This is a genomic window from Kribbella sp. NPDC026611 (assembly GCF_040638345.1).
In the GTDB taxonomy this organism is placed as follows: Bacteria; Actinomycetota; Actinomycetes; order Propionibacteriales; family Kribbellaceae; genus Kribbella.
This window is the reverse complement of record NZ_JBEZYC010000004.1, coordinates 762,204-785,210: the sequence shown is the minus strand read 5'-3', so window position 1 is coordinate 785,210 and position 23,007 is coordinate 762,204. Positions and strand designations below refer to the sequence as shown.

The 23,007-nt window shown below is 68.3% G+C and carries 28 protein-coding genes; 12 read left to right on the top strand and 16 right to left on the bottom strand.

Going from position 1 to position 23,007, the window contains the following annotated elements:
- Nucleotides 1-3: 3 nt before the first annotated feature.
- Nucleotides 4-993 carry a helix-turn-helix domain-containing protein gene (locus AB0E69_RS20960; RefSeq protein WP_360148162.1) on the bottom strand — a complete coding sequence of 330 codons (990 nt, stop codon included), beginning with the start codon at nt 991-993 and terminating at the stop codon, nt 4-6.
- A gap of 62 nt (nt 994-1,055) precedes the next feature.
- Between AB0E69_RS20960 and AB0E69_RS20955 the strand changes: the two genes are divergently transcribed.
- A complete protein-coding gene (locus AB0E69_RS20955; protein WP_360148534.1) occupies nt 1,056-2,375 on the top strand; it encodes a hypothetical protein in 1,320 nt (439 codons plus the stop codon).
- Here AB0E69_RS20955 and AB0E69_RS20950 read toward each other — a convergent pair.
- Complete coding sequence (locus AB0E69_RS20950) at nt 2,335-3,498, bottom strand: tyrosine-type recombinase/integrase (protein WP_360148159.1); 1,164 nt, start codon at nt 3,496-3,498, stop codon at nt 2,335-2,337. The two genes, AB0E69_RS20955 and AB0E69_RS20950, sit on opposite strands and share 41 nt — an antisense overlap.
- A 127-nt stretch (nt 3,499-3,625) precedes the next feature.
- On the opposite strand from AB0E69_RS20950, the gene AB0E69_RS20945 reads away from it, so the two are divergent.
- Entirely contained in the window at nt 3,626-4,804 is a 1,179-nt protein-coding gene (locus AB0E69_RS20945) for an ATP synthase F0 subunit B (protein ID WP_360148157.1), read from the top strand.
- A gap of 7 nt (nt 4,805-4,811) precedes the next feature.
- On the opposite strand, the gene AB0E69_RS20940 is transcribed toward AB0E69_RS20945, so the two are convergent.
- Nucleotides 4,812-5,222 (bottom strand): Ohr family peroxiredoxin, encoded by a 411-nt coding sequence (locus tag AB0E69_RS20940; RefSeq protein ID WP_360148154.1) that lies wholly within the window; start codon nt 5,220-5,222, stop codon nt 4,812-4,814.
- A gap of 171 nt (nt 5,223-5,393) precedes the next feature.
- Between AB0E69_RS20940 and AB0E69_RS20935 the strand changes: the two genes are divergently transcribed.
- On the top strand, nt 5,394-6,197 hold the full coding sequence (locus tag AB0E69_RS20935) for a helix-turn-helix transcriptional regulator (RefSeq protein WP_360148151.1): 804 nt from the start codon (nt 5,394-5,396) through the stop codon (nt 6,195-6,197).
- Here the strand turns inward: AB0E69_RS20935 and AB0E69_RS20930 are convergent, their stop codons facing one another.
- Nucleotides 6,198-6,842 carry a GNAT family protein gene (locus AB0E69_RS20930; RefSeq protein WP_360148148.1) on the bottom strand — a complete coding sequence of 215 codons (645 nt, stop codon included), beginning with the start codon at nt 6,840-6,842 and terminating at the stop codon, nt 6,198-6,200. It lies immediately after the preceding gene.
- Between the two features lie 97 nt (nt 6,843-6,939).
- On the opposite strand from AB0E69_RS20930, the gene AB0E69_RS20925 reads away from it, so the two are divergent.
- Genes AB0E69_RS20925 through AB0E69_RS20915 form a run of 3 tightly spaced genes read left to right on the top strand, consistent with a single transcriptional unit; the run spans nt 6,940 to nt 8,630 of the window.
- Complete coding sequence (locus tag AB0E69_RS20925; protein ID WP_360148145.1) at nt 6,940-7,437, top strand: hypothetical protein; 498 nt, start codon at nt 6,940-6,942, stop codon at nt 7,435-7,437.
- Complete coding sequence (locus AB0E69_RS20920) at nt 7,434-7,946, top strand: GNAT family N-acetyltransferase (protein ID WP_360148142.1); 513 nt, start codon at nt 7,434-7,436, stop codon at nt 7,944-7,946. The genes AB0E69_RS20925 and AB0E69_RS20920 overlap by 4 nt, the downstream gene beginning before the upstream one ends.
- A 30-nt stretch (nt 7,947-7,976) precedes the next feature.
- A complete protein-coding gene (locus AB0E69_RS20915) occupies nt 7,977-8,630 on the top strand; it encodes a nucleotidyltransferase domain-containing protein (RefSeq protein ID WP_360148139.1) in 654 nt (217 codons plus the stop codon).
- Between the two features lie 246 nt (nt 8,631-8,876).
- Here AB0E69_RS20915 and AB0E69_RS20910 read toward each other — a convergent pair whose 3' ends face one another.
- Nucleotides 8,877-9,638, bottom strand: a complete 762-nt coding sequence (locus tag AB0E69_RS20910) for a DUF3626 domain-containing protein (RefSeq protein WP_360148136.1) — start codon at nt 9,636-9,638, stop codon at nt 8,877-8,879.
- 16 nt (nt 9,639-9,654) lie between these two features.
- Complete coding sequence (locus AB0E69_RS20905) at nt 9,655-10,050, bottom strand: tautomerase family protein (protein ID WP_360148133.1); 396 nt, start codon at nt 10,048-10,050, stop codon at nt 9,655-9,657.
- A 217-nt stretch (nt 10,051-10,267) separates the two neighbouring features.
- On the opposite strand from AB0E69_RS20905, the gene AB0E69_RS20900 reads away from it, so the two are divergent.
- Complete coding sequence (locus tag AB0E69_RS20900) at nt 10,268-11,122, top strand: aldo/keto reductase (RefSeq protein ID WP_360148130.1); 855 nt, start codon at nt 10,268-10,270, stop codon at nt 11,120-11,122.
- 37 nt (nt 11,123-11,159) lie between these two features.
- Here the strand turns inward: AB0E69_RS20900 and AB0E69_RS20895 are convergent, their stop codons facing one another.
- The 4 genes from AB0E69_RS20895 to AB0E69_RS20880 all read right to left on the bottom strand — a co-directional run bounded on the left by AB0E69_RS20895 (nt 11,160) and on the right by AB0E69_RS20880 (nt 13,635).
- Nucleotides 11,160-11,678 carry a cysteine dioxygenase family protein gene (locus tag AB0E69_RS20895; protein ID WP_360148127.1) on the bottom strand — a complete coding sequence of 173 codons (519 nt, stop codon included), beginning with the start codon at nt 11,676-11,678 and terminating at the stop codon, nt 11,160-11,162.
- Between the two features lie 90 nt (nt 11,679-11,768).
- Nucleotides 11,769-12,329, bottom strand: coding sequence for an isochorismatase family protein (locus AB0E69_RS20890; protein ID WP_360148124.1), 561 nt, complete (start codon nt 12,327-12,329; stop codon nt 11,769-11,771).
- A 74-nt stretch (nt 12,330-12,403) separates the two neighbouring features.
- Entirely contained in the window at nt 12,404-12,694 is a 291-nt protein-coding gene (locus AB0E69_RS20885; RefSeq protein ID WP_360148121.1) for a DUF1905 domain-containing protein, read from the bottom strand.
- Complete coding sequence (locus AB0E69_RS20880) at nt 12,691-13,635, bottom strand: WYL domain-containing protein (RefSeq protein ID WP_360148118.1); 945 nt, start codon at nt 13,633-13,635, stop codon at nt 12,691-12,693. Before AB0E69_RS20880 ends, AB0E69_RS20885 begins: the two co-directional genes overlap by 4 nt.
- Before the next feature lie 89 nt (nt 13,636-13,724).
- Between AB0E69_RS20880 and AB0E69_RS20875 the strand changes: the two genes are divergently transcribed.
- Complete coding sequence (locus tag AB0E69_RS20875) at nt 13,725-14,657, top strand: WYL domain-containing protein (RefSeq protein WP_360148115.1); 933 nt, start codon at nt 13,725-13,727, stop codon at nt 14,655-14,657.
- Here the strand turns inward: AB0E69_RS20875 and AB0E69_RS20870 are convergent.
- Nucleotides 14,639-15,073 (bottom strand): GNAT family N-acetyltransferase, encoded by a 435-nt coding sequence (locus tag AB0E69_RS20870; RefSeq protein WP_360148112.1) that lies wholly within the window; start codon nt 15,071-15,073, stop codon nt 14,639-14,641. The two genes, AB0E69_RS20875 and AB0E69_RS20870, sit on opposite strands and share 19 nt — an antisense overlap.
- 97 nt (nt 15,074-15,170) lie before the next feature.
- On the opposite strand from AB0E69_RS20870, the gene AB0E69_RS20865 reads away from it, so the two are divergent.
- Entirely contained in the window at nt 15,171-16,079 is a 909-nt protein-coding gene (locus AB0E69_RS20865) for a toxin-antitoxin system, toxin component (protein WP_360148109.1), read from the top strand.
- A 1-nt stretch (nt 16,080) separates the two neighbouring features.
- Here the strand turns inward: AB0E69_RS20865 and AB0E69_RS20860 are convergent, their stop codons facing one another.
- Together AB0E69_RS20860 and AB0E69_RS20855 are read right to left on the bottom strand one after the other, a co-directional pair.
- On the bottom strand, nt 16,081-16,506 hold the full coding sequence (locus tag AB0E69_RS20860; RefSeq protein WP_360148106.1) for a nucleoside deaminase: 426 nt from the start codon (nt 16,504-16,506) through the stop codon (nt 16,081-16,083).
- Entirely contained in the window at nt 16,503-17,351 is an 849-nt protein-coding gene (locus AB0E69_RS20855) for an LLM class flavin-dependent oxidoreductase (protein WP_360148103.1), read from the bottom strand. The genes AB0E69_RS20860 and AB0E69_RS20855 overlap by 4 nt, the downstream gene beginning before the upstream one ends.
- Nucleotides 17,352-17,458: 107 nt before the next feature.
- Between AB0E69_RS20855 and AB0E69_RS20850 the strand changes: the two genes are divergently transcribed.
- Nucleotides 17,459-18,244 (top strand): sugar nucleotide-binding protein, encoded by a 786-nt coding sequence (locus AB0E69_RS20850; RefSeq protein WP_360148100.1) that lies wholly within the window; start codon nt 17,459-17,461, stop codon nt 18,242-18,244.
- Here AB0E69_RS20850 and AB0E69_RS20845 read toward each other — a convergent pair.
- Together AB0E69_RS20845 and AB0E69_RS20840 are read right to left on the bottom strand one after the other, a co-directional pair.
- Nucleotides 18,234-18,662, bottom strand: a complete 429-nt coding sequence (locus AB0E69_RS20845; RefSeq protein WP_360148097.1) for an OsmC family protein — start codon at nt 18,660-18,662, stop codon at nt 18,234-18,236. The two genes, AB0E69_RS20850 and AB0E69_RS20845, sit on opposite strands and share 11 nt — an antisense overlap.
- A gap of 32 nt (nt 18,663-18,694) precedes the next feature.
- Nucleotides 18,695-19,345, bottom strand: coding sequence for an SDR family oxidoreductase (locus AB0E69_RS20840; RefSeq protein ID WP_360148094.1), 651 nt, complete (start codon nt 19,343-19,345; stop codon nt 18,695-18,697).
- 36 nt (nt 19,346-19,381) lie between these two features.
- On the opposite strand from AB0E69_RS20840, the gene AB0E69_RS20835 reads away from it, so the two are divergent.
- Nucleotides 19,382-20,158: an alpha/beta hydrolase gene (locus tag AB0E69_RS20835; RefSeq protein ID WP_360148091.1), complete on the top strand. Its 777-nt coding sequence runs from the start codon at nt 19,382-19,384 to the stop codon at nt 20,156-20,158.
- Here AB0E69_RS20835 and AB0E69_RS20830 read toward each other — a convergent pair.
- Nucleotides 20,126-22,003, bottom strand: coding sequence for a propionyl-CoA synthetase (locus tag AB0E69_RS20830; protein WP_360148088.1), 1,878 nt, complete (start codon nt 22,001-22,003; stop codon nt 20,126-20,128). The genes AB0E69_RS20835 and AB0E69_RS20830 overlap by 33 nt on opposite strands.
- Before the next feature lie 50 nt (nt 22,004-22,053).
- On the opposite strand from AB0E69_RS20830, the gene AB0E69_RS20825 reads away from it, so the two are divergent.
- Nucleotides 22,054-22,974: a threonine/serine dehydratase gene (locus AB0E69_RS20825; protein WP_360148085.1), complete on the top strand. Its 921-nt coding sequence runs from the start codon at nt 22,054-22,056 to the stop codon at nt 22,972-22,974.
- The last annotated feature ends 33 nt before the right edge of the window (nt 22,975-23,007 follow it).

Here is a 23,007-nt window from a genome sequence, read left to right as displayed (position 1 = left end):
AACCTAGTCGCTCGGCAGGCCGACCGCGGCCAGCTCGTCGCCGAGTGACGTGCGCCAGTAGAGGACCTCACGTCCCGACCTGCGTCTTACGACCGTGGCCGCCTCGAGTAGGACCCGGAGGTGGTTGCCTACCGCGCCGAGCGGCAGCCCGGTGAGCGCGGCAAGCTGGGTGGTCGATCTTGGCTCGTCGAGGAGGAGCAGGACTCGGGCGCGGTTGGCGCCGACCAGCCTCGCCAGACCGTCTGGTGACGACCGCTCGACCTCCGCCAGCGCGCCCGAGACCGGGTAGACGAGAGCGAACCGGTCCGGCAGGTCCCACGCGGCCCAGTGGCCGTGGCTGTGCACAGGGACGAACGAGAGCTCCTTGGCGGCGGTCAGGTCGCGGCTGGGGAGGTCGTAGCCGTTGATCTGGAGGTGGCCGTCGCCGACCCAGCGGTGCCGGGAGCCGAGGCCGTTGAAGACGCCCTCCCAGCCCTGCTTGGCCAGCTGGCTCGTCCTCGACACAACGTCTGCCTCGAGCACGCGCCGGCGGCGTGGCCAGTCGGAGAGCAGCGTGGCGGTCCAGACCCAGCGCAGTACGTCGGCCATCGCCTCGCGCAGACCTGGTCGTTGCAGGGTCGTCGGCAGCGGACCGCCGGTCATCGTGCTGATCTCGGTGCGGATCCGCTCGTCGTCCCACGTCTGGAGCTGGGCGAGCTCGTCCTCGAAGGACGCGTCGGGGCCCAACGGCGGGAACGAGACGAAGTCGACGAGCCAGCCGGGTTTGACGCCGCGCGGCCGCCAGAGTCGCTGGGCGAGGTCCCGGCGTACGTCGTCCTCCGCGAGCATCTCGGCGTACGCCTCATGGTGCTGGCTGTAGAACGTGCGCTGCCAAGGCGCGGCCGGCGGGCGCGCGTCGCTCAGGATCATCAGCGCGGCGACGGTCTCGGTGAAGCGGGACACGACGAATCGGCTGCGCGCCAGCAGGTCGGTCGAGACCACCCAAGTTCCCATGTTTTCGCCTCCTCGCGAATCATTATCGCCCCGGCTTTCGGGGGCGGCACGATCTCTGAGTGATGACGTATCGGGAGTTGTTCGCTGTCCGCGAGTTCCGGGTGCTGTTCCTCAATCGCTGCGCGGTGATGATCTCGGTGGCGGCGTCGGGGCTGGCGCTGGGCACGGTGGTGTACGACGCGACCGGGTCGGCGTTCCTCAGCGCGTTGTCGATGTTCGGGGGACCGCTGGTTGCGCTGGTGACCTCGCAGTTCTTGCTGGCCACGTCGGATCTGGTCCGGCCGCGGACTGCGTTGATGCTGCAGATGGTTGGTGCGTTCGTCTCTCATGCGCCGCAGGTGATCCCCGGGTTGCCGTGGCAGTTCCGGTTCGTGTTGCTGGCGATTCCATATGTGGTGAACTCGATGTTCTCGGGGACGCAGTGGGTGATCGTGCGAGACATCGTGCCGGCGGAGTCGTTCGTGCTGGCTCGGTCCGCGCTGAACCTGGCGGTCGGCGCGATGCAGGTCGTCGGGTACGCCGCCGGTGGGGTCGCGCTGATCTGGTTGACGCCGACGGAGCTGTTCATCCTGGCGGCGGTGGCCGATCTGGTGTGCGTCGTGAACATCGTTGCCGGGATCAAGGATCGGCCGGCCCGCGGCGGTGGCGGTGGTGGTGGCGGGAGCGTCGTACGGCGTACTCGTGCGGTGAACCGGCGGCTGCTGACGTCTCCGGTGACTCGGCCGCTCTACCTTGCGTTGTGGGTGCCGAACGGGCTGATTGTCGGGTGCGAGGCGCTGTTCGTGCCGTATGCGCACAGTCCGGCCGGTGGCGCTGTGGCGGCGGCCGGGTGGCTGTTCGCGGCGTCCGCGGCGGGGATGATGCTGGGGGACCTTGCGATCGGACGTTATGTCAGGTCTGGTCTGCGGGATCGGCTGATCGAGCCGTTGCGCTTGCTGCTGGCGGTGCCGTACGTCGCGTTGCTGCTGTCGCCTCCGTCGGTGGTGGTTGCTGTGCTCGCGTTTGTCGCGTCGGCGGGTTATGCGGCTTCGTTGCCGCTGCAGGATCGGTTACTGCATCACACTGACGAGGCGTCGTCGGGTCAGGTGATGGGGCTCTATGGCCAGGGCATGATGATTTGGCAGGCCGTGGGGGCTGGGATCGCGGGGGTTGTCGCCGGGGTCGTCGCGCCTGCGCGGGCGATGGGGATCATGGCGGTCGCCTCTGTCGTGGTCACGCTTCTGCTGACCCGTGGCCTCCGCCGGTCGGTGGTCACCTCGCCCGCCTTGCCCGACAGCGATCGCAGCTCGGGCGGCACGAGCGGCACTGACCACACCGGCGACACGGCCGGTTCGGGCGGCGTCAGTTCGGGCGGCGGAGATGGCGTGGTACAGCCGACATGACGCGGCCGAGGTCGTCGGTGATGGCGGCGACGCGTTCGGAGCGGCCGTCGTCGTCGATGTAGATCATCACGGTGCGGACGTCGGCATGACCGGACAGCTCCTGGATGTCCTCGGCACCCAGGCCGCGACGCTTCTGGTCGGTGATCGCCGTTGCTCGGAGCGCGTGCGGGGTGACCTTCTCGGGACGAGGGATGCCTGCGGCCTTCGCCAGGCGGCGAAGCATGCGGGTGACATCGTGCCGGTCCAGGCGTTGGCCGGTTGCGTCGACGATCAGGGGTGCAGGGCCCGTGCCGGTCCAGCGGGGGCGGATTGCGACGTACAGGTCGAGTAGTTCGGCGACGGTGGTTTCGAGGGGCACGCGTACCTGAAGGCCGCCCTTGCGGGTGATGACCAGCCAGGTGCGGCGGCCTTCGTCTTGGCGGTCGGCGTCGTTGGCGGCGCAGAGCTCTGAGACGCGTAGCGCGCCGGTGAAGAGGATGCCGACGACGAGGGCGTCGCGGACATCGGTGGCGGCGGCGACGATCGCGCGTACGTCGTCTGCCTCGAGCACCCGCGCTGACGTGGCTCGGCGGCCGCGGCGGAACTTGGGCCGGTGGTCGTCGTCCGAGATCGGGCTGACGACTTGGAGGCCCCAGCTCGCGGCGTACCGGTAGAGGCTCGAGAGCGTGGACAGCCGACGAGCGACCGACGACTCCGCAGCGCCGGCGTCCTGCTGCTGGGTCAGCCACATCGTCACCTCGGCTCGGGTGAGATCGAGTGCGAACCGGTCACGACCCAGCTCACGCCGCGCCCAGTCGGCCCAGAGCAGGAGGTCGTCCGCGTAGGCGATCCGCGTCTGTGGGCTCGCGCGCCGGGTCCCGCCCAGCCAGAGCACGGTCAGCGCGACCACCTCCGGCGTCAGCGCTTCACTCAGCAGATCGAGCCTGTCGACTATTTCTGGCGTTGGGCCGGGGGAGTCCGGGGTGGTGGTCTCGGGGGTTCGCCTGACACCGATCGGTTTCCTGGCGCCGAGCGCTCGGCGTACCGCGGCTTCGGTGGCGGCGTCCGGGCGGGGATCCTCTACGGCAGTTCCTGGAACAGTCCGGACCAGTTCTCGGGATGCGTCATCGCGCTCGTCGTCCACCTCGCCGAGACTAGCGCATAACGGGGATTATGCGCTATCTCATCGTCAGTTTAGTTTAATCGAAATCGACGTAATGGAATGGACTTAAGACGAAACAGAATGGACCGAATCGAGTAGGATGCGATCCATGACAACGGCTGAGACCGACGTGATCGCGCCGTCCCGTGGCGGTTTGTGCGAGTTCCCGGGCGTCGACTGCCCGAACCCCAAGCAGCTCGACCCGGGGACGCCGGGGCGGCCGCCGAAGTACTGCGGGGTGGAGGGTCCTGGCGTCGACGGGCGCCTGGTGCTGCACAACAAGGCGAACGCTTGGGTCGCGAAGAACACGGTGAAACGCCTTGTGGAGCGCGGGACCGGCGACCTGTCGGAGTCCACCGGGCTCAGCGGGGGACTGGGTAGTAGGCCTGGCGCGGGGGCTCGGCGTGCCGGGGTTGCGTCGGGTCCGGTGACAGGCGCTCGGGTGACGCTGGAGAAGCAGATGGGGGAGTTGCCCGTCCGGCTGGAGCACCTACAGACGTTCCTGACCGGTGTCGTGGACGCGGTCCGCGCGTACGGCGACTCCGCGGCCGTCGCCGCCGAGGTCGAGCAGCTGCAGGCGGCGTCCCGCGCCCAGCTGGCCGAGGCCGAGCGGCAGCGTGGGGAAGAGGAACACCGCCGGCGCCAGGCCGAACAGCGCGCCGCCGACGCAGAAGACGCCCGCGACGAAGCAGACGCCGCCGCCCAGGACGCCGTCCTGGCAGCCCAGGAGGCCGCGGCGGAGTTGGAGGCAGCACGCGCCGAGCTCGCAGAGGCGCTGAAGGCCGCCGACCAGGCGCGGCGCGAGGCCGACGCCGCCCGAGAGGGTGCCCGGGCTGAGGTGGAGCAGGCGCGAGCGGAGGCCGAGGATTCGGTGCGAGAGTTCCGGAAGACTGCCGACCGGCAGATTCAAGAGGCCCGCACCGAAGCCGAGACCGCCCAGATCGCCCGAGTCACGGCCGAGGCGGAGCGCCAAACCGCCCAGCAATCAGCAGATCGCCTCGCCACCGAGCTGCAGGAAGCGCTGCAAGAGCTCAGAGACTCCCGCGACCACCACCGCCGCGAGCTCGACACCCTGAGAGCCGAACACCGAGCCGACCGAGACCAACTCCGCACCGACCACCAGTCCCAACTAGCCGACGTCAAACAAGCTGCGACCGATCGCCTGGCCGCCCTGACCACTGCCCATCAAGCAGCCGAAGAGGTCGCTGCCACCCTCCGCCGCCAACTCGAAGCGCACACCCGCCCGTCCAACCCGGCTCCGGAGGAGTCTGAGACGGCGGGGGAGTAGGGCCTCGCTACTCGGCGCGGATTTCGACTGCGATGTTGCCCTGGACCGCGCGGGAGTACGGGCAGGTGTTGTGGGCGGCTTCGAGCAGCTTCTCGCCGGGCTCGCCGCGGAGATGGTCCGGGAGCGCGACGCGAAGTACGCCGGCCAGGGTGAATCTGCCGACAGTCGGGACGAGGCTCACCTCGGCGGTGACGGAGACGTCCTTGGCGTCCAGCCCACGGAGCTCGGCCAGGCGGTCGAGGGTGGTGGAGAAGCAGGCGGCCCAGCCGGCGGCGAAGAGCTGTTCTGGGTTCAGGCCGTCGCCGGTGCCGCCGAGTTCCGGGGGAGAGGCGAGTTGTACGTCGAGTCGTCCGTCCGAGGTGACGGCTCGGGTGCCGCGGCCGGACGAGGTTGCGATGGCGGTGTAGGTCGGTTTCATGTCGGGTCCCTCCAGAGCGGGTCAGGTTGCGAACGTCCTCAACGATCGCGAGCCGCGGGGGAGAGGCTCAATTACCTCTTTGGTGCAGTGAATCGCGTTACCCAGCAGGTAATGGATGGTCGGCCCGGCAGCGCCGTACGCTGAGCTGGCGACCGAGACCTTGGGGATGCGATGACCGTTCTGGACGAGCCACGGAGTGTCGGTGAGCTGCTGCGGTTCTGGCGTACGCACCGGCGGTTGAGTCAGCTCGAGCTGGCGCTCGAGGCCGAGATGTCGACGAAGCATCTGAGCTTCGTGGAGACCGGCCGTGCGCAACCCAGCCGGCAGCTGCTGGCGCACCTGTCCAACCATCTCGACCTGCCGATGGCCGAGCGAAACCGGTTGCTGCTGGCCGGGGGATTCGCGCCGATGTACCTCGATCAGCCGTATGAATCCAAGTCGATGCAGCCGCTGCGGGACTCGCTCCGCCGGCTGCTCGACGCCCACATGCCCAGCCCGGCGCTCATCGTCGACGGCCTGTGGAACCTCATCGACGCCAACCCAGCCGCGTCGCTGCTCTGGGACGGCGTGGACCCCGAGCTCCTGAAGCCGCCCATCAACCTGCTCCGCCTGTCGGTCCACCCCGGCGGCATCCCCAGCATTTCGTCGATGACCGCGGCCTGCAGCGTGCCGCTCATCCACCAACTTCGCCGCCGATCCCGCGAGGACGCCAACCAGGCGCTGTCCGACCTCCTTGAAGAAGTCGAGCCCTACCTCCCGGACACCCCGCTGACCGCCGCGGCCCAGCAACCGATGGTGACCCTCAACCTCCGCACACCACTAGGCGAGGTCACCCTCTTCAGCACGATCGCCACCATCGGCGCCCCACTGGAAGTCACCGCCGCAAGCCTCGCGATCGAGACCTTCCTCCCGACCGACCCCACAAGCGCAAGCCGCCTCCGCGAGCTCTTTCCCGAGGTTGGTACGACGCAGTAGTCACGAGTGCAGCGGTAGGAAGGTCTCGCAAGCTTCGACGTTGTGAAGCGTGATGTCGTCCCGGCGACGCTTCTCCCAGGCATCTCGGGTGAGTCGCCAGCAATTCAGAAGAGCTGGCTCGCCTCGGCGCGTAGCCCAGTCGGCGCCGTTGGGTTCGTAGCCGAGGGTTTGTGAGATGGCGTTGGAGCTGTGGTTGTCCACGAACGCGTCGCTGGTCGCTTCCTTCGCGTCGAGACCCTCGAACCCGAGATGCAGAATCGCCTCGCGCATCTCCCGCCCGAGCCCGCGGCCGCGCAGGTCCGACGACAGCCACGAGAACGTCGTGAACGTCCCGAAGGTCGAGAAGTTCACGCCGCAAAGGTCCTGCATCCCGACCGGCCGCCCGTCGACCACCACCACGAAGTACAGCCGCCACTTCTCGGCGTCGACGTGACCTCGCCCGCGCCAGATCGCCCGCAACCACTTGGCCACGCGCAAGTCGGGATCAGGCTCGTAGAGCGAGATCGGATCGTCGTACGGCAGCGGCTCAGCGTGCGTCTTCCCGGCACGCACCACGTCAGCGAGCTCAAACAACAACTCATCCGAAGCACCCTGAAGCTCCAACCGCGGCGTACTGACCCGCACATCGAACAACGGATAGCTCACACCGGACCCACCACTCGCCATGCGCCGATCTAACCCGAAGCCCCACGCCGACGCACACGGTTTAGTCAGGCATGAGCGAGGCGGGTACGGTGCTGACATGCGGGCCCGATGGGAAGATGACGAAACCGGACGCGGCGTCGGGGACGCCAAGCGGTTGGTCGCCGGTGCGAGTGATCTGCTCGCGGCCTTCCAGGAGTCGCTGTGGGTCGCCGAGCAACCCGAGGATCATCTCCTGCCGCATGTCGAACGATGGTGTCAGGACGACGGGCGGCTTGCGCTGCGAACTACTTCGATCGACGACCAGCACACCTTTGTCCTCGACCTCGAGTGGCGCGGCGAGCTGACGGGCGTGGGGCAGGTACGCGCGGCTGTGTTCTCGCTCATCGGATCGTTCGCTGAGAGCGTCACGTATGTTCGCCAGCGCCGGATGCTGAGCGAGAGTGACGGGTCACTGGAGGCGCTGCGGTTCGAGATCGGAACCGGCGAACTAGCACCCGACACAAGATTCCACCCGCACGGCCACACCGTAGTCATCAACGTGACCGGTGCTGTCGCGGCAGGCAGTCAGCGCGGTAGTGGTTCGCTGGTGCGGTGACGATCCAGATCCGCCTCGCGACTCAGGCCGATGTCGAGGACCTCGTTGCGCTCGAGGGTCGGTTGTTTGCTGTGGATGCCGGCGTGCACGATCCCATTGTCGACACCACGTGGCCGCAGCGGCGTGGGGCCGCCGACTTCGCGGGGTTACTGGGCAACGAGAAGGCACTGGTGCTGGTCGCCGCGGACGAGTCAGGAGCGTGCGGGCATCTGGTCGGCTGGGTGAGCGAGTCGAGTGAGGTACGCCGGGGTGTGGTGACTGGCTATCTGCGCAGCCTGTTCGTCGAGGAACGCGCCCGCAGGCACGGCGTGGCCAGGGAGCTCGTGGAGCGGTTCGTGGCGTGGGCCGAGGGCGAGCATGGTGCTGTCACGGTCTCGGTCACGGCGTACGCCGATAACCAGAACGCCCGCGCGTTCTACGCAGACCTCGGCTTCGAAACCCTCAGCGTCGTACTGACCCGCGCCCGCCGACTCGGTCAAGCGACGCCGGACACACCCTCGTCCCACTAGCCGCAAAGCAGCCTGGATAGCCTCCGTCGGGTGATGCGGGATGAGGCTCGGAGTGTGGTGGCTGCGTTGGCTGCTGGGCGGGCGCGATGGTTGGCGGAGACTGTGCCGGTGCTGCAGGCCGAGGGAGTCTGGCTCGTTGGTTCGCTCGGGTCCGGAAGGGGCGACGAGTGGAGTGATGTGGACATCATCGTTGTCGGCGGGGAGTGTGTACTCGATGAGACGCTGCTGACCCTCGACATGCCGGCCAACGGACCGGCCGGCGGCGGGTATGTGGGGGCTATGTACGACGTTGGGACCCTTCCGCTGTGGGTCGATTGGTATCTGTGGCCGCCGGGTGCGCCGATACCCCGAGAATCTCGGCTGCTGGCCGGTGCCGCAACGGCTGGCAACCTCGGCCTGTCGGAGACGCTCGAGCTGATGGGCCGCGGTCTACCGGGGCCTGCGCCGGACCCAGACGTGTTCGCCCTTGCCATGCTGCCGCTGGCGGCGAAGCACATCGCTCGAGGCGACTTGGACAAGGCTGCGGAGATGGCGGCGATGCTCAATGCGCCCTCCGACGTGGAGGTCGGCGCCGGACTGTCCGTCGTACTCTCGCGGGTCGAAGGACACAAGACAGCTTCTGCAGCGGTTCGTCGCTATCTGGAGGTTGTGAGAGCTATCGCTGGACCGGGTTCTTGGGAGTAGCTCGTGTGGCTGCGTAGCCGAGGGAGTCGGCACCGGCCAAGGTGGCGTGCCCCATCGCCGTCGCGACTGGTGGCGCTCAGGCGCGAGTCGCCGGACTCGCGCCCGCAGAAGTCAGCGCCCTCCAGCAATGGATGACCGACGCCCTCCTCAAGCAGGCCCTCGAAACACCACCGACCTGAGAGACCCGTGCACTGATCGTCGACATCAAAAACCTGAGCCCGCTAAGTGCCGATAAGGAGCATTATGTCAACTAATGGGTTCTGGGGCGCTCCCCGGTTGGGTTTTGCGGCCGAAGCGGGCCAGGCAGTGCCAGAGGTGTTTTAGGTCTTGGGGTGGGGCGTCTGCGGTTGTGAGGACTGCGGGGGTCAGTTCGGGGCCTAGGGATTTTGCGAGGGTGATGATGTGGGGGCCGCGGTAGGTGGGATCCAGGTCTGAGGGTGTTGCGGTGAAGCCGGGGTGGAATTCTGTTGGGCAGCCCAGGTGGGCGGCTGCTGTGTGGACGGGTGTGTTGGCGAAGGACGGGTCCAGGACGAGCGCTTCCACGTCGGTGGTGAAGTTGACTGGGCCGTGGACATGGGCCTCGACATAGTTGTCCAGGTCGTCCAGGGCTGGGTCGTCGGCCAATGTGCACAGGTGTGGGAGCAGGGTTTTGTCGCCGAAATCCTGTGGGTCTCGGTAGGAGTCCGGGAAGCAGAAGGTTGCCCGGTCGACGGCCTCCGGGCGAAGTCGCAGGTATGACGAGCCGAAGCGGATGGCGCCGCCGTACGGGTCGGCGCGGTGGTTCCAGGCGCCGTAGACCGGGCGAGTGTGGGCGGGCTGGTCGTCGTACCGGCCCGCGAAGAGCCTGCTTTCCCAGCTCCAGCGGGCGCCGCCGGGGAATGCCGTCAGTCCCCCGTTGGAGATTCCGATGACGAATTGGGAGAAATAGCATCCGTCGGCAGCCATGGATTCGATCACCAGGCGGCCGTTGTGCAGCCGGTCCGGATGGAAATGCAAGGTGATCGACACGGTACTCCCCGGGTAATTACACGTTGACCTTGAAACCGAGGTCGATATCTGTGGCTGCTTGGCCACCGCGGATTCCCCAGCTTTCAGCAGGAAAGTCGCGGACGAGGATTGTGATGTGGTTGGCGGGGATGCCGAACGGCTCCAGGTTGGTCACGAGCGCGCGGTAGAGGTTGCGTTTGGCATCGAGTGAGCGGCCGGCGAAGCAGTCGATGTTCACGATCGTGGCGAACTCCGGGTGCGCAAGGCCCGGTGGTACGGCGAAACGGTGCGGCGCGTGGACCACCAAGCGGACGTGCTTGTCCCCCGGCGGGATCCGGAACGCGCTCACGAGCGCTGCGTGGACGGCGTCGATCAGGGCGACCTCGTCGGCGTCCGAGTACTGCCGGCGTACCTCGATGAGCGTGCTGGGCATGGTTCCTCCGTGCGGGGAGAGCTCGAGGGTACGACGATCCCATCGGCGCCGTGGCGGCTCAACCGCGTTTTGCCCTACTCCCCCGTCACAGCCGCGAAGAAAATCGCTCAGAAAGCTGGACGGAATTGCCGGGGAGAATTATCCTGGCGGGATGGAGAATACCCAAAAGAATGCATTCTCTACTTCTAACTTATCACCAGGAAATGGGGAGTGCAAGTTGACGGAATTCTGGCAGTTGGGGGACGTCGCGGTACGGCGGGTCGGGTTCGGCACGAAGCGGTTGGCGGGCGCTGACGGGAGCAACTCGCGCGAACAGGCGGCGCGGCTGCTGCGCCGGGCGGTCGAACTCGGGGTGAACCATCTGGACACCGCGGCGTTCTACCCGTCGGTATCGCCCGAAGGAGACAGCAGGCAGTTCGAGGGGCTGGACTGGGCGAACGCGGTGGTGCGGGACGCGCTGGCGCCGTACCCCGATCAGTTCGTCGTCGCGACGAAGGTCGGCCCGACAAGGCACGGGCTGGCGCGACCGGACGAGCTCCCAGCTCTGGTCGAGCGCGATCTCGGCCAGGAGACGCTGGACCTGGTGTACCTCCGGCAGACCGGGCTGACCTCGATCGCCGAGCACTTCGGCGTACTGGCGGGCCTGCAGGAGAAGGGCATGATCCGGCACCTCGGGCTGTCCAACGTGCGGATCCCGCATCTCGAAGAAGCCCGGCAGATCGCGCCGGTGGTCGCGGTGCAGAACAGGTACGGCGTCGGCTTCGGGCGGGTCAACGACGCCGTTGTGAGCTGGTGCGGCGAGCGCGGGATCGCCTTCGTGCCGTTCTTCGCCCTCGCGGCCGACGCCCGCGAAGCCGGCGGCGTCTCGCAGTCGGACACGATCCAGGACATCGCCCAGCGGTACGACGCGACGCCGGCGCAGGTCCGGTTGGCGTGGACGCTGAGCAGGGGCGACCATGTCCTCGCCATCCCCGGGACTTCAAGCGAGCGGCACCTCGAGGAGAACCTGCAAGCGGCCGACCTCGACCTCTCCCCCGCCGATCTGGACCTGCTGGACAGCTTCATCGACTGAAGCGACCCGAAGCGATTGAGCAGACTGAGCCGACAGATCAGTCGTAGTACCGGCGCGCACTCGACCCCACGCGGGTGACGTCGGTGCCGTAGATGTGGAGCGAGATGGCGGTCTCCGGATAGGTGTTGTGGACTCGGTGGATGTCACCAGGCGGTGCAAAGGCGCTGACCTCGCCGACCTGGTTCTCGGCCGAACCGACCAGCCGGAGACCGTCATCGGTCATCGTGTACAGATCTTCGTGCTCGGTGCCTTGCAGTACGCCGACGACGCACCAGGTGATGTGGTCGTGGATGCGGGTGATCTGCCCATGGCGCCACACGATCGCGATGATCGAGAACGAGCCGTCCGGCTCGACATGCAGCGTGTGGCTCTGGTAGTTCTCCGGCGAACCGAGCCGCTGCTCCGCGGTCAGCACGTCCGGACCCGGCAGATGCCGGCGGAGCTGATCACCGACGAGCGCGGCGGTCGCACTCCAATCGGCGTGCTCGTCGACCGCGGTCCGGACGCCGGCGATCAGCTCTGTCAGAGTGCTGGTGGTGAGCGCTGTAGTAGTCATGTTTCGAGAGTGCGTCCGCCCGACCCATGACGTCTAATGCCAACTTTCTCGCTCATTCATAGACAGACTTGATACATCCACGACACCCATCTACTCGGTGCCAGTGAAGGTCACCTCTTCGGTGGTCTGGACGGCGGCGGTGCGGCCGGGGGCGCGATGGTACTGCCAGTAGAGGTTGGTGTGGGCAATGACCTTGTCCGGGGTCGGTGCGCCCCACTCGCTCATGTCCTCGGTGGTGTGGGCGTCACCGACCAGCGTCACGTCGTACCCGCGGACCATCGCGCCGTGGATGGTCGAGCGGATGCACTCGTCGGTCTGCGCACCCGAGACGAAGACGCGGCCGATGCCGCCCGCGGCGAGGACCTCCTCGAGGTCGGTGTCCTCGAAGGAGTCGGCGTACGTCTTGTGGACGAGCGCCTCGGACTCATCGGGTTTGAGCTCGGGGACGAACTGCCACTCGTCGCTGTCCTTCACCAGGTTCTCGCTGGAGTGCTGGACCCACACGACGGGCACGCCGCCGGCGCGGGCCTTGCTGACCAGAGTGCTGACGTTCGCCACCACCCGGTCGCGCTCGTGTGCGTTGCCGACGACACCGTTCTGCACGTCGATGACCATCAGGGCTGTGTTCGGCCGGCCGGCCAGCGTGGACATAGGCGCAATCCCTTCCTCGGATCAGGTACCGCGAACGCTAGACCCGGCCACCGACAGTTTCCGCCGAACCGAACCTAGGCCCGGATCCGCAACCGCACCATCGGTACGTCGCCGTCGTCCAGATCCTCCGCCCGCCGCACCGACGTCTTGATCGGCAGCACGTACGCGCCGTCCTTCGGGAACATCGACGTGTCCCACACCGTGCCGCCGATCTCCGCGGTCACCGGGATCATCCCCCAGCCGTAACTGACGAAGCCGGACTCGGCCTGGAAGAACGCACACTCCTCGTCCGGGACCGTGATGAAGTACCACGGCGCCGGCCCGCGCCAGTACCAGATCTCGCCGGCGAACTCGATGTCGCTCACGCTTCCGTCGCCTCCAGGAGCCGCTGACCGAGGGCCTTCGACGCCGCGATGATTTCCGGGCTGCCAAGAATGTGGTACGTCGACCTGATCGCCGTCAACTGCGCCGCGTACCAGTCGGGCTCGTCGGTGCTGGCCAGCAACCGGGTGTGGGTGGCGTCGATCGCTTCCATCCGGCCCATCGAGCGCGCGATCCACCACGACGCGTCCTCGAGGCTCGCGTCGATCACGACCTCGATCGGGTACCGCCAGCCCATCGCCAGATGCTCTTCTACCGCCGCCAACGGGTCGAGATCCGCGGGCGGCGTGAAATCAAGGTCCAGCACTTCGACCCGAGTGACCTTGTCGACGCGGAGTACCCGCTGCGCGTCCTTCGTGTGCGACCACCCCAGCAGGTACCACCGGCCCCGCCGTACGACGACCGCCCACGGGTCGACCTCCATCGGGAACTCCTCGTGGTGCCGGCGGTACTGGATCCGGACCCGCCGGCAGGCCGTGCTGTAGCTGACGAGCTGCGCCGTGATCTCCGGATCCGGCGTCCGCGCGCCAGGATCGGGCCCGCGTGCACTGACCTTCCGGATCGCGTCGGTCGAGCGGGCCATTCGCTCCGGGAGGACGCGAATGATCTTCCCGAGCGCGCTCTCCACCGGATCCGCGGCGCCCCGCGGGCCCTCGAGAACGGCCATCACCAGGCCCAGGGCCTCGGTCGTGCTGAACATCAGCGGTGCCAGCCGCAACCCGCGCCCGACCCGGTACCCGCCGTACGGCCCGCGGACCGACTCGATCGGGATGTCGGCCTCGCGCAGGATCGCGACGTACCGGCGGGCGGCGCGCTCGGAGACGCCGAGCTTCTCGCCGAGGTGCTCGGCGGTGATGCCAGGACTGTTCTGGATCAGCTCCAGCACCATCAGCGTCCGGGCCGTCGGACTCACGTCGTGCGCCATTGCTCCCCGTTCCGGAAGGCATCCGTCCGCAACAAACGTAGTACAAGAAGTGCTCAGCGGGTGAGCGCTTTGTCTGCGACGATCAACGGGTGAGGGCGGATCGGTTGGTGGCGGTGCTGCTGCTGATGCAGTCGCGCGGCCGGGTCACGGCGGCCGAGGTCGCCGCGGAGCTGGAGATCTCGGTCGCCACCGCCCGGCGCGATCTCGAAGCGTTGTCCACCGCCGGGATCCCGGTCTATCCACAGCCCGGCCGAAACGGCGGTTGGCAGCTGGTCGGTGGCGCGCGGACCGATCTCAGCGGCCTCAACGCGACCGAGGCCCAGGCACTCTTCCTCCTGGTCGGGCCGGCCGCCTCGATCGCGCCAGAGGCGAAGGCGGCGCTCCGGAAGCTCGTTCGGGCGCTGCCCGGCACCTTCCGGGAACACGCCCAGGCCGCCGCCGAGGCCGTGGTCATCGACCCGGCGCGCTGGGGTGCACACGTCCGCGAGCGACCGGAACTCGTCCGGCGGCTGCAGGATGCCGTCGTACGGCGACTCCGCGTCCAATTGGTCTACTCCGGCCGGGACCGGCTCGTGGATCCGCTCGGGCTCGTCGACAAGGACGCCATCTGGTACCTGATCGCGGGGACCGACCACGGCCGGCGGACGTTCCGGGTCGATCGCATCCAGGACGCCGGCGTCACCGGCGAGTCGTTCGAGCGACCCAACGACTTCGACCTCGCGCAGGCCTGGGAGGAGATCGTCGAGCGGATGGAAGAACGACGCTCCGGTCTCACCGCGACCGTGCTCATGGACCGCAAGCACGTCTGGGTCATGCAGGACCGGCTCGGCCGCAACTGCGAGGTCGACGGCGAGGTCGGCGACCGCGTCCGTCTGCGGATCACCGCGCCGACGCCGCTGATGATCGCTCAGGACCTGGCGGGTTGGGGCGGGTTGATCGAGGTCACCGGACCGCCCGAGGTCCAGGCCGAGCTGGCCCGCCTCGGTCAGGAGCTCGCTGCGCGCTACAGCGGGATCGTGTAGACGATGAAGCCGCGGTTCTCCGCCACCTGGTCGTAGAGCCGGCGCGCGGTGGCGTTGCTCTCGTGAGTGGACCAGTACACCCGTCCGCACCCGCGTTCCTTCGCCCACTCGGTCACCGCGGCGATCAGCAACCGGGCTGCTCCTTGCCCGCGCGCCTCAGGTGCGGTGAACAGGTCCTGCAGGTAGCAGGAGTCCGGCGCGGTCGTGCTGGCGTGGGTCAAGAAGTGCACGATGCCCACCAGCCGTCCGTCGAGGTACGCACCGAGTGCATGGACCTCCTCGTCATGCTGGAACCTGTCCCACGCGTGGTCGTAGAACTCGTCCGGCATCACCCGTCCGTAGAACTCGTTGTAGCCGGCGAACAGCGTCTGCCAGGTGTCACGGTCTGTAGGCGTGAGTGGGCTGATGGTGAGCATGTACCGAACGGTGTCACGGAGGCGGTCCAGTGGACCACTGAGGTGAGTAGGGTGCGATGGTTCAGCGTGTCCCGACAAGCAGGTACAGGATCGATCCGTGACCACATCCCCTCCTCAGCCGCCCCAGGGCCCGTACGCCGGTCAGCCGGGCGGCTACGGTCCGCCGCCGCAACAGCAGTTCCCGCAGTACACGCAGCAGCCTGACCAGCAGGCCCAGCCGCCGCAGTACGGCGGTCAGCCGTACCAGCAGGAGCCGTACCAGCAGCAGGCTCCGCAGCAGGACCAGGGCCAGTACCCGCCGCCGTACCAAGGCCAGTACGCCCAGCAGGACCAGCACTCCCAGCAGCAGTATCCGCAGTTCCCGCAGCAAGGTCAGCAGCCGGGCTTCGCTCCGCAGGGTCAGCTGACGTGCAGGTTCTGTGGCGGCTACCCGGCGGTCGACGCGACCGTGCGCGGCCACCAGGGCCTGGTCATCCTGATGCGCTTCCTCAAGCTGCGCGGCCCGTTCTGCAAGACGTGCGGTACGGCGTCGGTCCGGGACATGACCTCGAAGAGCCTGTGGCAGGGCTGGTGGGGTATCGGGTCGTCGATCATCAACCCGATCACGATGCTGACCAACATCGGACCGAGCCAGAAGTTCAAGAACCTCCCGGAGCCGACACCGGGTCAGGGCCGGCCGATGGATCCGGGCAAGCCGCTGTTCCAGCGCCCGGCGATCTTCGGTCTGCTGATCCCGATCGCGGTGATCGCGCTGATCGTGATCGCGAACCTGAACTCGACCGAGTCGAAGGCCCAGGTCGGCGCCTGCGTGGTGAACAAGGGCACCTCCGGCAACCCGAACGTGAAGGTCGTCGACTGCACCTCGACCGAGGCCGAGTACCGGATCGTCGGCAAGATCGACGACTCGACCGACGACAGCAAGTGCGACCAGTTCGCCGGCGCGGAGGCGTCGTACGTCTACGAGAGCGGCTCGACGAAGTACACGCTCTGCCTCGCTCCTAAGTAAGTCAGCTGTAGTACCCGTCCACCGGCACGCGTGCCTCGTCGTACAGCGCGGGTCCTTCCTGCGGTACGGCGGGGAACGCGCCGGTGGACTTCAGTCCGTTCAGCTGCTCCCCCGACAGTGCGTACACCACGCCGCCGAGTCCGGAGCGGGCCAGCGCGCCGGTGCACATCTCGCACGGCTGGCAGCTCGTGTACATCGTCGTACCGGCGGCCACCTCGGGCGTCAGCTCCCGCGCGGCCCACACCGCGAGCTTCAGCTCCGGATGGAAGCTGATGTCGCGGTCGGTGATGGTCGTGTTCTGCGACTCGATCAGCACGGTCCCGTCCGGGCCGACCAGCAGCGAGCCGAACGGCGGGTTGCCGGCTTCGCGCGCGGCGGCGGCCAGGGCAATCGCCCGACGGAGAAAGCCTTCGGCTTCGGGGGTCATGTCGTCTCCTTCTGTCGGTGCGCGGCGATCGTCGCCAGCGCTTGCCAGGCCGGTTCCGGCCGTTCGGTCTCGGACGGGTCTCCGACGAACGGATCGAGTACAACGCTCCGCGCGCCGAGCTCCCGCAGTACGTCGAGGTCGGCGAGCACCTGGTCCAGCGAACCCTCGCCGGCGACGCGCTCGTCCTCGGGCAGCGGGGACGTCGTGAGCCGGAGCAGGATTCGGGGCGCGAACTCCGGTACCGGCCGGTCCTCGGCGGCGGCCAGCTCGCGCAGCCTGACTGTTGCCGTGCGCAACCAGTCGGTCCGGTTGCGGAGCGGGTGCCAGGCGTCACCGAAGCGGACGACACGGCGCATGGCCGCCGTACTGCCGCCGCCGACCCAGATCGGGATCTGGCCGCTGCCGTAGTCGGCGGTGTCCTTCCAGACCCGCCGCAACTCTGCCAGGACGAAGTCGGTCTGCCGCCCGCGCTCAGCATGATCCGCGCCGAGCGCTTCGAACTCTTGCTGCGCCCAGCCCGCGCCGACCCCGAGGACGAACCGCCCGCCGCTGAGGTCGTGCAGGTTGGCTGCCATCCGGGCGACGAGCAGCGGATGCCGGTACGGCGCGATCAGCACGGTCGTGCCGAGCCGGATCCGGTCGGTGATGCCGGCCAGCCAGCTCAGTGTTGTGAACGGCTCGTAGAACGGCGCCGGGTACTGCTCCGCCACGTCCGGTGTGACCACGACGTGGTCGGAGACCATGAGCAGGTCGTAGCCGAGCCCTTCGACTGTCCGCGCCCAGTCGCGCAGCCGCGCCGGATTCGTCCCCGGGCCGAAGTTCGGCACATTCACCCCAAGCTCCACGCCCGCCAGGCTATCCACCCGGCCGGTCAGCCGCAGACAAATTCTCCTGACAACCCGGCGCGCCGCGCACACTGCCGGGGTACGTTGCGGCGGCATAAGCTGACGAGGTGCGGCTGCTCGTCACCGGAGCCACTGGACTCCTGGGGAGCGAGCTCCTGCGACTGGCCGACCACGAGCTGATACCGGCGTACCACTCTCAGCCGATCGCCGGCGGTGTCCGGCTTGATGTACGGCGACGGTCCGAGGTCTTCGAGGTACTTCGTGCTGTCCGCCCCGACGGCATCATCCACACCGCCTACCGCCAGGACGACTGGACCGCGACCGCCGACGGCGCCGTCAACGTGGCTCTCGCCGCGGACGGCCGACGGCTGGTCTTCGTGTCAACAGATGCGGTCTTCGGCGGACGCCCCACGCCGTACACCGAAGACGAGCCGCCGTGCCCGATCACCCCGTACGGCGCCGCCAAGGCAGCTGCGGAGACGGCGATCCGCGCGATCGTGCCCGATGCGGTGATCGCGCGTACTTCGCTCATCGTCGGCTCGGACGGCAGGTCAGCCGAGGAACGCCGCGTCCACCGTGCCGCGACAGGACAAGGTGGCGCGTTCTACACCGAAAACATCCGCTGCCCGATCCACGTCACCGACCTGGCATCCGCACTCCTCGAGTTGCTGGAGTCAGATGCATCCGGCGTAGCCCACGTGGCAGGCCCCGAACCCCTCAGCCGCCTGCAGTTGGGCCGGCTGATCGCGGCAAGAGACGGACTCGACCCGTCGCAGCTGCCGTCGATCCCCGGCGACCTGTCCCACATCCACCTCGACACCACCAGAACAACCCAACAGCTGAAAACGAGGCTCCGCCCGCCGGCCGAGTTCTTGGCAGTCCTCAGTCGTTGACGGTCGTCGTGACCGGCGTGCCGAGCTCGACGGTCCGGCTGACCGTGCAGAGCCGGTCGTGCGACATCTTGACCGCCCGCGGCAGCGCCCCGCGCGCCTTGTCGCCGTCCTCACCGTCGGGGAAATGGATGGTGAACTCGACCGCAAGGTTCTCCATCCGGTTGCCCTCCTCGGCGTCCCGGAGCTTGTCCCCGCGGACCACCGCGCGGAACTCGGTCGGCTCGGCCCGCCGGCTGACCACGACGTCGACGTCGATCGCCGAGCAGGTCCCGATCGCCGCTAGCAGCAGCTCGACCGGCGTGAAGTCGGTGTCCGCGCCGCCCGACCCGATCCGGAGCGTGCCGCCGCGCTCGTTGCGCACCTCGTAGCTGCTGTTGGCCAGGCGCTCGAACGTCACCTGCCGGAGAGTGTCCGCCATATCCCGTCACATTCCCGTTGCTTGTGGCAACGTCAGAGGTTCTTCAGGGCCACGCTCACCGCGGTGTCACCGGCGATGAGCTCGAGGGTCCGGCCGATCGCGGCCGGGGTGTCGCACAGGCCGGCCAGGACCAGCGCCACGTCGTCGCGGCTGATCCGGCCACGGCCGGTCTTGTCGCCCAGCAGCACCTGGCCGGTGCCGGGGTCGTTCGTCAGGCTGCCCGGCCGGAGCACGGTCCAGTCCAGGTCTCGCGCACGCAGGTCCTCCTCGGCCGCCCACTTCGCCCGGAGGTAGATGGTGAACGTCTCGTCGTCGGTCAGCGAGGGTGCGGAGTCCGCACCCATCGAGCTGACCTGCAGGTGCCGCCGTACGCCGGCCTCCTCGGCCGCGTCGGCGAACAACACCGCAGCACCGCGGTCGACCGTGTCCTTGCGCGCGTTCCCGCTGCCCGGCCCGGCACCGGCCGAGAAGATCGCGACATCGGCACCACGCAGTACGTCGGCCACTGCCGCCGGGTCGGCCTGCTCGAGGTCGAGCACCGCGGCCTGCCCGCCGGCGGCCGCGATGTCGGCTTCGTGGTCCGGGTTGCGGATCAGTCCGACCACCTCGTGCCCGTCCGCGCTCAGCAGTTTGGTCAGCCGCAGCGCGATCTGTCCATGTCCACCCGCAATGACGACTCGCATACCCCGAGCCTAACTCGCGTACGGGACACTGCTGCCGTGCCGTACGCAACTACCGCTGACGAATGCCGGATCGCCTACCAGGTTCGGGGCGATGGGCAACCACTTGTGCTGCTCGCTGGGCAGTCGAACAACCACACGTGGTGGGATCCGATCCTGGAGGACTTCGAGAGGTATCGCCTGATCACCCTCGACTGGCGAGGTACGGGCGCGAGCGACAAGCCGGACGAGGTGTACAGCACGCGCGGGTTCGCAGCCGACGTGGTGGCGGTGCTGGACGCAATGGGGCTGGACCGTGCGCATGTCTACGGGACCTCGATGGGCGGCCGCGTTGCGCAGTGGCTGGCGATCGACTACGCGGAGCGGGTGCAGGCATTGGTCCTGGGATGCACGTCCCCTGGAGCCAAGCACGGCTACGAGCGGAGCCAGGAGATCCGCAAGGCGCTCGCCGCGGACCAGTCGCAGCGCGTGCTGCTCGAGCTGATGTATACCCCGGCGTGGCTCGCGCAGAACCCCGGCCCGTACTACGTCCTCGGCGACACGACCATGCCGTCGTACGCGAAGGGCCGGCACCTCGTCGCGAGCGACAAGCACGACGCCTGGGACGGTCTCCCCAGCATCCAGGCACCCACGCTGGTCCTGCACGGCAGCGACGACATCTTCAGCCCGGCCGCCAACGCCGAACTGCTCGCCGAGCGCATCCCGAACGCCCGTGCTGAGCGGATCCACGGCGCTAGGCACGCCTACTTCCACGAGTTCCGGGAGGTCGCGAGCCCGCTCGTCCTAGCCTTTCTCGACGCGCAGGACCGGGCGTAGCGCGTCGAGCACCGCCGGATCCTCGATCGTCGACGGCACCGGTTCGTCCCGCCCGTCGGCGATCCCGCGCATCGTCCGCCGCAGGATCTTCCCGGACCGGGTCTTGGGCAGCGCATCCACGACCGACACGTCCCGGAACGCGGCGACCGGTCCAATATCCCGGCGTACCGCAGCCACCAGTTCGTCCCGCAGTACGTCGTCGGCCACGGTCGCGCCGGCCTTCAGTACGACGAGCGCCCGCGGCAGCTGACCCTTCAACGGATCGTGGACCCCGATCACCGCGCACTCCGCCACGGCCGGGTGTGCCGCGACGACCGCCTCGATCGAACCGGTGGACAACCGGTGGCCGGCCACGTTGATCACGTCGTCGGTCCGGCCCATCACGAACAGGTAGCCGTCCTCGTCGAAGAAGCCGCCGTCACCGGTCAGGTAGTAGCCGTCGTACTCCGTCAGGTAGGAGTCGATGTAGCGCTGGTCGTCACCCCACAGCGTCGGCAACGCGCCCGGCGGCAGCGGCAGCTTGATCGCGATCGCGCCCTCCTCGTGCGGCTGCAGCTCCTTGCCCTGCGGGTCGAGGACCTGCACGTTCCACCCCGGCATCGGGACCGTCGCCGAACCCGGCTTCGTCGGCAGCGGCTCGAGCCCGCGCGGGTTGGCCGCGATCGGGTACCCGGTCTCGGTCTGCCACCAGTGGTCGACGACCGGTACGCCGAGATGCTCGTGCGACCAGTGGTACGTCTCCGGGTCGAGCCGCTCGCCCGCCAGGAACAGCGTCTTGAAGGTGTCGATCGGGTACTTCGCCAGCTCTGCCGCCTCCGGGTCGACCTTCTTGATCGCGCGGATCGCGGTCGGGGCGGTGAACAGGGCCTTCGCGCCGTGTTCCGAGATCACCCGCCAGAACGCGCCGGCGTCCGGAGTACCGACCGGCTTGCCCTCGTACAGAACTGTGGTGGCGCCGACGAGGAGGGGCGCGTAGACGATGTACGAGTGGCCGACGACCCAGCCGACGTCCGAGGCGGTCCACCAGACATCGCCGGGGCCGATGTCGTACACGTTGCGCATCGTCCAGGCGAGGGCGACCGCGTGGCCGCCGTTGTCGCGGACGACGCCCTTCGGCTTCCCCGTCGTACCCGAGGTGTAGAGGATGTAGAGCGGGTCGGTCGCGGCGACGTCGACCGGGGCGGCGCGCTCCGCTTGCAGCGAGGACCAGTCGAGGTCGCGGTCTCCCAGCTGGGCGACCGCTTGCGGGCGTTGCAGGACGATCGTGTGCTCGGGCTGGTGCTGCGCGATCTGCAAGGCCTCGTCGATGATCGGTTTGTACTCGACCACGCGGGTGGGCTCGATGCCGCACGAGGCCGCGATGATCACCTTGGGCTCGGCGTCGTCGATGCGGGCGGCGAGCTCGCGGGGGGCGAAGCCGCCGAAGACCACGGAGTGGATCGCTCCCAGTCGGGCACACGCGAGCATCGCGACGACTGCTTCGGGGACCATGGGCATGTAGATGATGGCCCTGTCACCTTGTGAAACACCTAGCGACTTCAGAGCGCCCGCGAACCTGGCGACCTCGTCGCGGAGCTCGGTGTAGGTGTAAGCGCGGCCGGTGCCCGTGACCGGTGAGTCGTAGATGAGCGCGGTGCGGTCGCCGTGGCCGGCTTCGATGTGGCGGTCGAGGGCGTTGTACGACGTGTTCAGCGCGCCGTCGGGGAACCAGCGGTAGAGCGGCGCGTTACTCGCGTCCAGGGCCCGGGTCGGTGGGTGGCTCCACGAGATCGCTTCCGCCGCCTCCAGCCAGAACCCTTCCGGGTCCTCCAGGCTCCGCCGGTAGCTTTCGTCGTACGCGCCCATCCTGTGGCCTCCCGTCCGTCGACTAGTGCCCATCGTGGCAGGGTTGTCGTATGACGGTAAGTCTCGACGACATCCAGGCGGCGGCGGAGCGGATCCAGGGCCGGGTACGGCGTACTCCGGTGATCGAGGTCGCGCCGGGGCTGACGTTCAAGCTCGAACTGCTCCAGCACACCGGCTCGTTCAAGCCGCGCGGCGCGTTCAACCGGTTGCTCAGCGCGAAAGACACCGGCGAGCTGACCGGCACCGGGATCGTCGCGGCCTCGGGGGGAAACCACGGACTCGCTGCGGCCTACGCGGCGCGCGAGCTCGGGGTGCCGGCGCGGATCTTCGTGCCGGAGACGGTACCGGCGGCCAAGTTGGCGAAGCTGCGCACGCTCGAGGCGGACATCGTGCAGGTGGGCAACGAGTATGCGGAGGCGTACGAGGCTGCACTGACCGCGCGGGATGAGTCTGGGGCGCTGCTGGTGCATGCCTTCGACCAGCCGGAGGTGGTGGCTGGGCAGGGCACGGTTGGACTGGAACTGCTCGAGCAGGCGGGGATGTTCGACACGGTGCTGGTCGCGGTCGGCGGTGGCGGGCTGATCGGCGGTATCGCGACAGCGATCGGCGACAACGCGCAGGTCGTGGCGGTCGAGCCCGAGGCGGCGCCGACACTGCATCGCGCCCTCGAGGCGGGTCAACCGACCGACACCGTCGTGGGCGGAGTGGCCGCGGACTCACTCGGAGCCCGCCGAATCGGCGACCTGGCGTTCGCGGCAGTCCAGCAGTTCGCGGTGAAGTCCGTCCTGGTCACCGACGACGCGATCATTGCCGCCCGCAACGACCTCTGGCGCAACCACCACCTAGCCACCGAACACGGCGGCGCCACCGCATACGCCGCACTCCTGTCCAGCACCTACCGCCCCGCGGCCGGCGAACGGGTCGTCGTAGTGGTCTGCGGCGCCAACACCGACCTGACCACCCTGACCTGACGACGAGCGCGGAGCACTCAACCCAGGTCAGCC

What these genes read in the sequence shown, in the direction of transcription:
- AB0E69_RS20960 (WP_360148162.1), bottom strand. Translation starts at nt 993, where the DNA reads ATGGGAACTTGGGTGGTCTCGACCGACCTGCTGGCGCGCAGCCGATTC.
- AB0E69_RS20955 (WP_360148534.1), top strand. Translation starts at nt 1,056, where the DNA reads ATGACGTATCGGGAGTTGTTCGCTGTCCGCGAGTTCCGGGTGCTGTTC.
- AB0E69_RS20945 (WP_360148157.1), top strand. Translation starts at nt 3,626, where the DNA reads ATGACAACGGCTGAGACCGACGTGATCGCGCCGTCCCGTGGCGGTTTG.
- AB0E69_RS20940 (WP_360148154.1), bottom strand. Translation starts at nt 5,222, where the DNA reads ATGAAACCGACCTACACCGCCATCGCAACCTCGTCCGGCCGCGGCACC.
- AB0E69_RS20935 (WP_360148151.1), top strand. Translation starts at nt 5,394, where the DNA reads ATGACCGTTCTGGACGAGCCACGGAGTGTCGGTGAGCTGCTGCGGTTC.
- AB0E69_RS20925 (WP_360148145.1), top strand. Translation starts at nt 6,940, where the DNA reads ATGCGGGCCCGATGGGAAGATGACGAAACCGGACGCGGCGTCGGGGAC.
- AB0E69_RS20905 (WP_360148133.1), bottom strand. Translation starts at nt 10,050, where the DNA reads ATGCCCAGCACGCTCATCGAGGTACGCCGGCAGTACTCGGACGCCGAC.
- AB0E69_RS20895 (WP_360148127.1), bottom strand. Translation starts at nt 11,678, where the DNA reads ATGACTACTACAGCGCTCACCACCAGCACTCTGACAGAGCTGATCGCC.
- AB0E69_RS20890 (WP_360148124.1), bottom strand. Translation starts at nt 12,329, where the DNA reads ATGTCCACGCTGGCCGGCCGGCCGAACACAGCCCTGATGGTCATCGAC.
- AB0E69_RS20880 (WP_360148118.1), bottom strand. Translation starts at nt 13,635, where the DNA reads ATGGCGCACGACGTGAGTCCGACGGCCCGGACGCTGATGGTGCTGGAG.
- AB0E69_RS20870 (WP_360148112.1), bottom strand. Translation starts at nt 15,073, where the DNA reads ATGCTCACCATCAGCCCACTCACGCCTACAGACCGTGACACCTGGCAG.
- AB0E69_RS20860 (WP_360148106.1), bottom strand. Translation starts at nt 16,506, where the DNA reads ATGACCCCCGAAGCCGAAGGCTTTCTCCGTCGGGCGATTGCCCTGGCC.
- AB0E69_RS20845 (WP_360148097.1), bottom strand. Translation starts at nt 18,662, where the DNA reads ATGGCGGACACTCTCCGGCAGGTGACGTTCGAGCGCCTGGCCAACAGC.
- AB0E69_RS20840 (WP_360148094.1), bottom strand. Translation starts at nt 19,345, where the DNA reads ATGCGAGTCGTCATTGCGGGTGGACATGGACAGATCGCGCTGCGGCTG.
- AB0E69_RS20830 (WP_360148088.1), bottom strand. Translation starts at nt 22,003, where the DNA reads ATGGGCGCGTACGACGAAAGCTACCGGCGGAGCCTGGAGGACCCGGAA.
- AB0E69_RS20825 (WP_360148085.1), top strand. Translation starts at nt 22,054, where the DNA reads ATGACGGTAAGTCTCGACGACATCCAGGCGGCGGCGGAGCGGATCCAG.